Raw genomic sequence first — 9,471 nt, forward strand, 5'->3', positions numbered from 1 at the left:
GACCCCTCTCCCCTCCACCGAGCACGTCGACTACGCGAGGAGCACCTCCGCCATGTCCGTCAACGCCTCGTCCCCCGCTTCGTCCCGTCGTTCCGTGTTGCGGGCCTCGGGTCTGGCCGGTCTGGTCATGGCCGGTACGGCCGTGGCCACCGGGTCCGCGCAGGCCGCGCCCGCACCCACCGGTGACGTCCTGCACCTGGACACCGTCACCGCCCTGCGCGCCCTGAACACCCACCCCCTCAAGAACGGCACCCAGGTCCTCCTCGCCGGCTACCGCACCCCCGGCGACGGCGGCGGCATGCTCCTGCGCTGGAACACCACCTCCACCACCCCGCACAACGGCGGCACCGTCATCACCCCCGCCACCACCCCGAAAACCGGACGCTGGCACCAACTCCACAACGGAACCCTCGACTTCCGCACCTTCGGCCACTTCGACGCCGAAACCCCCGCCGACACCGCCCTCGACGCCATGGTCAACGACCCCCACGTCCACCGCATCGAAGGCCACACCGACCTCCTGTTCACCCGACGCCACCTCTTCGACCGCTCCCACATCGAACTCGACTTCGGCGGCCACACCCTCCACACCACCGGCATCGAGAAGAACACCCACGACAACCCCTTCGGCGCCGTCCTCTCCTTCCGCGGCACCGTCACCGACACCACCGTCGAACACCGCCTCTCCGCCACGGTCATCGAGCTGACCGACACGTTCCCGGTGCCCGACGCGAAGGCCTTCGCGGTCGGCCAGTGGTGGGCCGTGCGGGTCGAGCCGGTCGAGGGCGGCGGCCGGGACGAACGCGAACTGCAGAAGCTCGTCGAGATCACCGAGATCGTCGACGCCGGACACATCCGGATCGGCTACCTCAACGGCTGGGAACTGGCCGAGGGCCGCACCCTGACCTGGACCCGGATCGAACCCGTACGCGACACCCACATCCGCAACATGGCCTTCGAGGGCGCCGGACCCGACGAGTACACCGGCTCCCACCCCGTCAGCTTCGAGTACGCGGTCGGCTGCGACGTCTCCGGCATCCACGCCACCGGCACCTTCTGGCCGGTCGTCATGCGCCGCTGGTGCACCCGGTTCCGCACCGAGGACTGCTCGCTGAAGAACCCGCCCACCGTCGAGTACGGCGGCGCCGGCTACCTCACCCAGCAGATCTACTGCCTCTACGGGCGCGTCGCCGACTGCACCACCAGCAATGTGCGCCACCTCAACGACCTGACCGCCTCCGCCTACTGCACCGTCGTCAACTGCCACGGCGACGGCGACGACGCGGGCGGCAACCCCTTCACCACCCACGGCCAGTACGAGCACGACCTGCTCTTCGACGGCAACTCCGGGCTGATGGACATCGCCAACTCCGGCGCGCAGTGGGGGATATCCGCCAAGCGGATCACCGTACGCAGGCATGTCTGCTCCTGGTTCACCGCCAACTCGAAGATCACCGATCTGACGCTGGAGGACATCACGGTCATCGCCCGGCCGACCTTCGACCAGGCCGGCACCCTCACGGTGAACGCCGACGGCGCCCAGGTGCGCGGCTGCACCGCGAAGACCTTCGCCGTCGCCCAGCGCTCCGCCCGCTCCGTCCGGCCGACGACGGTCAGCGACTGCACCTTCGCACCGCCCGCCGGCGCCGTCCTCGTCCAGACCCCCGTCACCACGCCCGTGCACTTCGTCCGCTGCACGTTCACGGGCGTCGACGGCGCGGTCCTGCGGGGCGCCGGGCCCGTCCACCTCACCGACTGCACGGTCACCGGCACCGAGAACGCGGCCCCGCTCTCCGTCGGCTCGGCCGATCTGCGCATCGACGGCGGCACCTACGAGAACACCGGCATCGAACTGAGCGCGGTCCGCGACCAGCGGATCACCGTGACCGGCGGCGCCCGCTTCGGCGGCGGGAACAAGGCCGGGGCGCTCCTCGGCCGCGCGGCCGGACCCGGCACGACCGTCTGGGACCTCACCGGACTGATCAGCACGGCCCCGGATCCCGCCACCGCGCACATCAGGATCGCCGACGGCACCAACCGCTACGCGGCCAGCGGCAGCCGCTTCACCGGCGGGACCCTCCACCTGGCCCCCGACGCCCTCGACTCCGTGCTGCACACCGCCTGCGTCGAGGACGGCACCCGGCGCGAGGCGATGCCCCCGGCCGGCGACCGGGTGCGCACGGACGGGAACCTGACCCTGTGAACGCCGTCGTCCGCACCACGACCGACGCCGACGACCCGGCCCTGGACGCCCTGTGGCGCCGCTGCTTCGAGGCGACGCACCTCGGCGACCTGCACGCGCTCGACCCCGACCGCCACCGGCACACCTTCGTCGTTGAGACACCGGGGTCCGACGGCATCGACGCGGTCGTCGTCTACGTGCCCCGGCTGATCCGCGACGCCTCCGGAACCCCCCGCCGCGTCGGCGGCATCGGCAGCGTCGCCACCCGCCCCGAGGCACGCGGACGGGGACTGGTGAAACAGCTGCTGGCCGCGGCCGAGCGGACCATGACGGCCGAAGGGTGCGACTGGTCCCTGCTGTTCACCGGCACCCCGGGGGTGTACCGGGGCTCCGGCTGGCAGGAGTTCGCCCGGACGTACACCGAGGGCGCCCTCGCGGCCCCCTCCGCACCCGGTCCGCTCCGGGTGCGTGAGGCCAGTGCCGAGGACACGGTGGAGGTGACCGCGCTGCACCACGCGTACAACGCGGGACGGCCGCTCAGCTCCCTGCGTGAACCCGGCGACTGGGCGGTGCGCGTGGCCGCCTGGTACCGCACGGCCGAACGGCCGCTGGTGGCGGTGGACCCCGCCTCCGGGGCGCTCACCGGCTGGATCGTCGCCGAGCACACGGAGGAGCGCGTGCTGGTACGGGAGTTCGCGGGGAGCGGGGCGAGCCTGGCCCCGCTGCTCGCCGCCGCCGGCGCGCGCGGCCGGGCGGCGGGACTGACCCGGGCCCGCGCCGACCTCCCCGACACCCCGGAGACGGCCGCCGCCCTGCCCGCCCTCGTCGACGACCCCCGCCGGGTCACCGAACACACCGGCATGGCCCGCCCGCTGCGCGCCACCGCCGCCTCCGTCCTGGCCACCGTCACGGCACCGGGCGCGGTCCACTGGTACGGCGACTGCTTCTGACCCCGGCCCGGTCGTCGGGCTCCCGCGCCGCGACGCCGCGCACGCGCTCCCGGACGACCCCGTACGAGCGCGGGCCGGCACGCCGACGGCAACAGGAACCGGCACCGCTCACCGGCACGGGGTGAGCAGGAAGCGCCCGACGAGCCCGGCCCCCGTGTCCGTCCGCCGTGCGAACTCCTCGGCCAGCGCCGGTACGTCGCGCAGCCGCCACAGCACCCGGGCCGCCGACCAGGCCGCCTCGTGGGCCCGGTCCGGGCACCAACTGGCCAGCAGATGCAGCAGCGGATCGCCGACCACCAGCAGCTCCGGACCCGGCAGCAGCTCCTCCACCAGCCGGTCCCGCAGGGTCAGCAGCAGATCGCCCACCTCGTCGAACTCCTCCGCCACCTCCTCCGGTCCGCACCCGCGCGCCCGGCATACATCGACGACGGCGAGCGCCAGATCATGGGCCGCCTGTGCGTTCAGCGCGGCCAGGGCGAACTGCAACGGCCGCACCCCCGGAGGGTGTCCGACCGCGAACACCGGACGCCAGCACGCGGCCACCGCCCGCCCGGCCGCCGCACCTCCCGCGGCCGCCCGGTACCGCTGCACCAGCCCGGCCGCCAGCGGTCCTTCCGCCTCGCCCAGCACCACGAGACACCCGTCGCGGAAGGCCTCCCGCCCCGCCCCGGGCAGGTCCGCCGCGGGCCTCCGCGTCCCCACCGCACCGTGTTCCCACCCATCGATCCGCACCATGGGGGCAGCGTCGCACCGTAGGCTCACCCTGGCGCCCGGGAGCCGTCGGGTTCATCGGAACGGGGTAACGACGGTCGTACCGCCGGGGCCGGGGAGGGGAGCGCAGCAGTGTCGGGCGTACGCACACCACGCCAAGTCGCACGGAGGGAGTCCAGGGCCCGCCGCGGCCGGGCACGCCGCCAGGCCATGGCGGCCGTCGCCTCCGCGGTCGTGGCCGTGGGCACCGCCGCGGGCGTGCTCTCCGCCGTCGGCCGCCCGGCGGAGGACACCGCCGCACACCCCGGACCCACCGCCTCGCCCACCGTCGCGCCGCTGCCCGTCGCCCCGAGCCGGCCGCCCGCCTCCCGCACCCCGTCCGCACCGCCATCCACGAGCGCCCCTGCGCCCCGGCCGTCGGAGAAACCCGCTCCGAAACCGTCTGCGGCCACCGCCGCACGGCCCGACGGGCGGCTCTACCGGCACCCCGACTCCCAGGTCGCGGAGTGGGTCGCCGCCCACCGCGGCGACCCCCGGCGCCAGGTCATCGAGGCCCGGATCGCCTCCCAGCCCGCCGCCGTCTGGTTCGCCGACTACAACCCCGGGAAGATCACCGGCCGGGTCCGCGCGGTGACCGGCCCGGCGGCGCGAGCCGGCCGCACCCCCGTGCTGGTGCCCTACGCCGTCCCCGGCCGGGACTGCGGAGGGGCCTCGGAGGGCGGGGCGCCGGGGCTCGACGCCTACGACGCCTGGGTACGGGAGTTCGCCGCAGGACTCGGCACCGGACCGGTGATCGTCGTCCTGGAACCCGACGCCATCGCCCAGGCCGACTGCCTCACCGCGGACGACCGGGCGGACCGCTACGCCTCGCTGGCCCGAGCCGCGCGCACCCTGCACACGGCGAACCCCCGCGCCCGGGTCTACTTCGACGGCGGCCACTCGGGCTGGCACAGCGCCGCGAAGCAGGCCGCGGAACTGCGCGCGGCCGGTGCGGCGGACAGCGGCGACGGCATTTTCACCAATGTGTCGAACTTCCACCGCACCGCCGACGAGGCCGCCTACGCCCGCCGGGTCCTGGCCGCGCTCGGCGGGCCCGCCCGGCTCGGTGCCGTCATCGACACCAGCCGCAACGGCAACGGCGCGCCGACGGACGACGCGTGGTGCGACCCGGCGGGCCGCGCCCTCGGACAGGCCCCCACGACCCGCACCGGGGAGGCCCGGATCGATGCCTACCTCTGGGTCAAACTCCCCGGCGAGTCCGACGGCTGTTCGGCCGCCGCGGGCTCCTTCGCCGCCGACTACGCCTACCGGCTGGCGACGGGCTGACGGTCAGGAACCGTCCGCCGGTGACTCCTTGTCGTACGCCGAGGTGCCGGAGTCGAGCAGCGGCTCCTGCGTCTTCAGGTGCGCCGGGGCGAACGCCCGCAGCACGTGGTAGCCGGTGATCACCACGATGGTGCCGAGCGCGATGCCGCTGAGCTCGAAGTTGTCGGTGATCTTCAGACTGACCCCGCCGACGCCGATGATGATGCCCGCGGCGGCCGGCACCAGGTTGAGCGGGTTGCGCAGGTCGACCTCGGCGTTCAGCCAGATCTGGGCGCCGAGCAGGCCGATCATGCCGTACAGGATGACGGTGATGCCGCCCAGCACCCCGCCGGGGATCGCCGCGACGACGGCGCCGAACTTGGGGCAGAGACCGAAGAGCAGGGCGAAACAGGCGGCGGCCCAGTAGGCGGCCGTCGAGTACACCCGGGTCGCGGCCATCACACCGATGTTCTCGGAGTACGTGGTGTTCGGCGGGCCGCCCACCGCGGTCGACAGCATCGACGCGGCACCGTCCGCGGCGATCGCCGTGCCCAGCTTGCCGTCCAGGCTGCGGCCGGTCATCTCGCCGACGGCCTTCACATGTCCGGCGTTCTCGGCGATCAGCGCGATGACGACGGGAAGCGCGACCAGGATCGCGGACCACTCGAAGCTCGGCGCGTGGAACGACGGCAGCCCGATCCAGTCGGCCCTGCCCACCCCCGACAGGTCCAGCCGCCAGTGGTCCACGGCCTCCGCACCGCCCGCCGGGGAGTGGATCTTCCCGAAGACCCGGTCCAGTACCCAGGACAGGACATAGCCGAAGACGAGCCCCAGGAAGATCGCGATACGGGAGAAGAACCCGCGCAGACAGACCACGGCCAGACCGGTGAACAGCATCACCAGCAGCGCCGTCCACTGGTCCTGCGGCCAGTACGTCGACGCGGTCACCGGCGCCAGGTTGAAGCCGATCAGCATGACCACCGCGCCGGTCACCACGGGCGGCATGGCCGCGTGGATGATCCGCGCGCCGAAGCGCTGCACGGCCAGACCGGCGAGGAAGAGCACCGCGCCGACGACGAGGACCGCGCCCGTCACGACGGCGCTGCTGCCGCCACTGGCCCGGATCGTCGCGGCCACGCCGACGAACGAGAGCGAACAGCCCAGATAGCTGGGCACCTGGCCGCGGGTGGCCAGCAGGAAGATGGCCGTCGCGACACCCGACATCATGATCGCCAGGTTCGGGTCCAGCCCCATCAGCACCGGGGCGACGAACGACGCCCCGAACATGGCGACCACATGCTGGGCGCCGAGCCCGAAGGTGCGCGGCCAGGACAGCCGCTCGTCGGGGCGGACGACCGCGCCCGGCGCGGGCGTCTTCCCGTCGCCGTGCAAGGTCCAGCGCACGCCGAGGCCCGCCATGGTTGCTCCCTGTGTGTAGACGCGGTGTCCGGTGCCCCGACAGGCACGGCCCCTCCGCGGAAACGATCAGCGCCATGGTAGTGCCGGGCCGGACGGGCTTCCCGGCGGGGCCACGCCGCGGGGCCGTGCCCGGGAGATCCCGGACACGGCCCCGGCCGCGGGACGCCTCAGGAGCGGGGACCCGCCGCCGCCGCGCTCGCCGCCCCCGCGTCCGCCGAGGTCACGGCCTTGCGGTCACCGGAACGCAGCACCCCGGCCCCGAGCACCAGACCGAACGCCAGCACCGACACCACACCGAAGGACACGACCAGCGAGGTCGCCTCCGCCAGCGAGCCGATCGCCGACGGGGCGATCAGCCCCGAGGTGTACGTGATCGTCGCGACACCCGCGATCGCCTGGCTCGGGTTCGGACCGCTGCGCCCGGCCGCCGCGAAGGCGAGCGGGACGACCACCGCGATGCCGAGCCCCAGGCAGCCGAAGCCGGTCATGGCCAACGCCGCGTTCGGGGCCGTGACCACCAGCACCCCGCCGACCGTGGCGAGCGCGCCTCCGGCCCGCACGGTCCGCACCGCGCCGAAGCGGTCGACGACCCGGTCCCCGGCGATCCGGGCGATGGCCATCGTCAGCGCGAACGCCGTCGTCGAGGCGGCCGCGAGACCGGCCGAACTGTCCAGCACGTCCCGCAGGTACACCGCCGACCAGTCCAGGCTCGCCCCCTCGGCGAACACCGCGCAGAATCCGACCGCACCGATGATCACCGCGGACTTCGGCGGCAGCGCGAACCGCGGCGGCGGCTCCTCGTCCGGCTCGCTGTGCAGGTCCAGCACCTTCCGGCAGGCGATCAGCCCCAGCACCGTGAGCACGAGGGCGGCGACGACGTGGTGCAACCGGGCGTCGGCCCCCAGATGCGCGGCCACCGTGCCGGCCGCCGAACCGATCAGGGCTCCGACGCTCCACATCCCGTGCAGCCCCGACATGATCGACTTGTCGAGCCGGTTCTCCACCTCGACGCCGAGCGCGTTCATCGCCACGTCCGACATGCCCGCCGAGGCCCCGTAGAGGAACAGCGCCACGCAGAGCGTCAGCAGATTCGGCGCCAGCGACGGCAGCACCAGCGCCAGCGTCCACAGCGCCAGGAGCCCGCGCAGCGCGGTCCTGGCCCCGAACCGGTGGCTCACCGTCCCGGCCAGCGGCATCGCCAGCGAGGCCCCGATCGCCGGGAAGGCCAGGGCTATGCCCAACTGCCCGGCGCTGACCCCGGCGTGGTCCTGGATCCAGGGCACCCGGGTGGCGAAGCTCCCGGTCACCGCACCGTGCACGGTGAACACCGCGGCGATGGCGTACCTCGCCCGTTTCACCTCGGCCATGCCGAAAGCAGCCGTGGAATCCGTAGTCATCGTGCTGTGCCCCTCCCTGGAAATACCCCGTCCGCGCGACGGAGGGCGCACGGGGCCCACCTCCGTCACGATGCGGGCAGTAAACTATCAGGAACCCTGCCTGATAAATAGACCGCCCGGTCCCACCACCGCGGCAGCGATCTGGAAGGATCCTGGCATGCCCGCATCTCCGAGCACCGCCAGGGCCATCAACGACCGGCTTGCCCTGCGCCTCCTCCAGCAGGACGGCCCCTTGACGGCCACGCAGCTGAAGACCCTGACCGGCCTCTCCCGGCCCACCGTCGCCGACCTGGTCGAACGGCTCCAGGGGGCGGGGCTCATCACGGTCGTCGGCGAGACGGGGGCGCGGCGCCGGGGCCCCAACGCCCGGCTCTACGGCATCGTCGCGGACCGCGCCCATCTGGCCGGGCTCGACGTCCGCACCGACAGCGTCGCCGTCGTCGTCGCCGACCTGCTGGGCAGGACGCTCGCCGAGGACACCCTGCCCATCGGCGACGACACCCTCGCCGACGACGCGGTCGAACAGGCCGTCGGCCTGCTGGAACGCACCGCCCGCCGGGCCGGCCGGGCCCCCCTGCACAGCGTCGGCATCGGCGCCCCCGGCCTGATCGACCCGGTCACCGGCGATCTGCGCGACAGCAGCGGTCTCCCCGCCTGGCACCGCAAACTCGTCCGTGCGCTCCAGCAGCGGCTGTCGGCCACCGTGCTCGTGGAGAACGAGACCAACCTCGCCGCCGTCGCCGAGCACCGGGCAGGCGCCGCCCGTGACCGCGACACCTTCGTCCTGCTCTGGCTCGGCCACGGCATCGGCGCGGCGGTCATGCTGGACGGCACCCTGCGCCGGGGAGCCTCCGGCGGTGCGGGCGAGATCGGCTTCCTGCCGGTCCCCGGCACGATCGGCATCCCCTCGGCCGCCAACTGCGACGGCGGCTTCCACTCCCTCGTCGGCTCGGTGCCCGTCCTCGAACTGGCCGCCGCCCACGGCATCACCGTCCCCGCGGCGGACGGCCAGGAACCGGGCGCCGCGACCGCGGTCCGCGCGGCGCTGGCGGGGGAGGGCGACCACGAGGCCTTCCTGAACACCCTCGCCGACCGCCTTGCCCTGGGCGCCGCCGCGGTCGCCGCCGTCCTCGACCCCGGCTGCGTCCTCCTCGCGGGCGAGGTCGGCCACGCGGGCGGCGAGGCCCTGGCCGTACGCGTCGAGGAACGCCTGGCCCTGATGTCACCCCTGCGCACCGAGGTCCGGGCGGGTCTCCTGGGCGGCACGGCGGTGCTCCGCGGCGCGGTGCTGGCCGCGAGGGAAGCGGCCCAGGACGCGCTTTTCGCTCCGGCGGGCTGAGGTTTCCCGTGGGGTGGGCCTGTGCGCCGTTGTCCGGTGGGTGGGGGCGGGGTCCCTCCGGGGTGACTCCTCGGAAATGGCGTGTTCACCCGGGTACGAGGGGCGGTCCGGGTCGTACGCCATTTCCTGCGGGGACACCCCTGCACGCCCCCACCCGGGCCGGTTGTG

7 protein-coding genes are annotated in these 9,471 nt (G+C 74.0%); 4 read left to right on the plus strand and 3 right to left on the minus strand.

From position 1 onward, the window contains the following. Positions 1-52: 52 nt before the first annotated feature. Together ACFVDM_RS37865 and ACFVDM_RS37870 are read left to right on the plus strand one after the other, a co-directional pair. Positions 53-2,203 (plus strand): peptidase C14, encoded by a 2,151-nt coding sequence (locus ACFVDM_RS37865; protein ID WP_383651247.1) that lies wholly within the window; start codon positions 53-55, stop codon positions 2,201-2,203. Next, complete coding sequence (locus ACFVDM_RS37870; RefSeq protein WP_383651249.1) at positions 2,200-3,132, plus strand: GNAT family N-acetyltransferase; 933 nt, start codon at positions 2,200-2,202, stop codon at positions 3,130-3,132. The genes ACFVDM_RS37865 and ACFVDM_RS37870 overlap by 4 nt, the downstream gene beginning before the upstream one ends. 108 nt (positions 3,133-3,240) lie before the next feature. Here ACFVDM_RS37870 and ACFVDM_RS37875 read toward each other — a convergent pair whose 3' ends face one another. Further along, complete coding sequence (locus ACFVDM_RS37875) at positions 3,241-3,867, minus strand: DUF5995 family protein (RefSeq protein ID WP_383651252.1); 627 nt, start codon at positions 3,865-3,867, stop codon at positions 3,241-3,243. Between the two features lie 186 nt (positions 3,868-4,053). Between ACFVDM_RS37875 and ACFVDM_RS37880 the strand changes: the two genes are divergently transcribed. Next, on the plus strand, positions 4,054-5,169 hold the full coding sequence (locus tag ACFVDM_RS37880) for a glycoside hydrolase family 6 protein (RefSeq protein ID WP_383651254.1): 1,116 nt from the start codon (positions 4,054-4,056) through the stop codon (positions 5,167-5,169). A 3-nt stretch (positions 5,170-5,172) separates the two neighbouring features. On the opposite strand, the gene ACFVDM_RS37885 is transcribed toward ACFVDM_RS37880, so the two are convergent. Together ACFVDM_RS37885 and ACFVDM_RS37890 are read right to left on the minus strand one after the other, a co-directional pair. Continuing rightward, complete coding sequence (locus ACFVDM_RS37885; RefSeq protein ID WP_383651257.1) at positions 5,173-6,567, minus strand: uracil-xanthine permease family protein; 1,395 nt, start codon at positions 6,565-6,567, stop codon at positions 5,173-5,175. A gap of 167 nt (positions 6,568-6,734) precedes the next feature. Continuing rightward, on the minus strand, positions 6,735-7,964 hold the full coding sequence (locus ACFVDM_RS37890) for an MFS transporter (RefSeq protein WP_383651260.1): 1,230 nt from the start codon (positions 7,962-7,964) through the stop codon (positions 6,735-6,737). Between the two features lie 157 nt (positions 7,965-8,121). Here ACFVDM_RS37890 and ACFVDM_RS37895 point away from each other — a divergent pair, with 157 nt between their 5' ends. Beyond that, positions 8,122-9,303, plus strand: coding sequence for an ROK family protein (locus tag ACFVDM_RS37895; RefSeq protein WP_383651263.1), 1,182 nt, complete (start codon positions 8,122-8,124; stop codon positions 9,301-9,303). Positions 9,304-9,471 lie beyond the last annotated feature (168 nt).

This window comes from Streptomyces sp. NPDC057682 (assembly GCF_042799575.1).
In the GTDB taxonomy this organism is placed as follows: Bacteria; Actinomycetota; Actinomycetes; order Streptomycetales; family Streptomycetaceae; genus Streptomyces.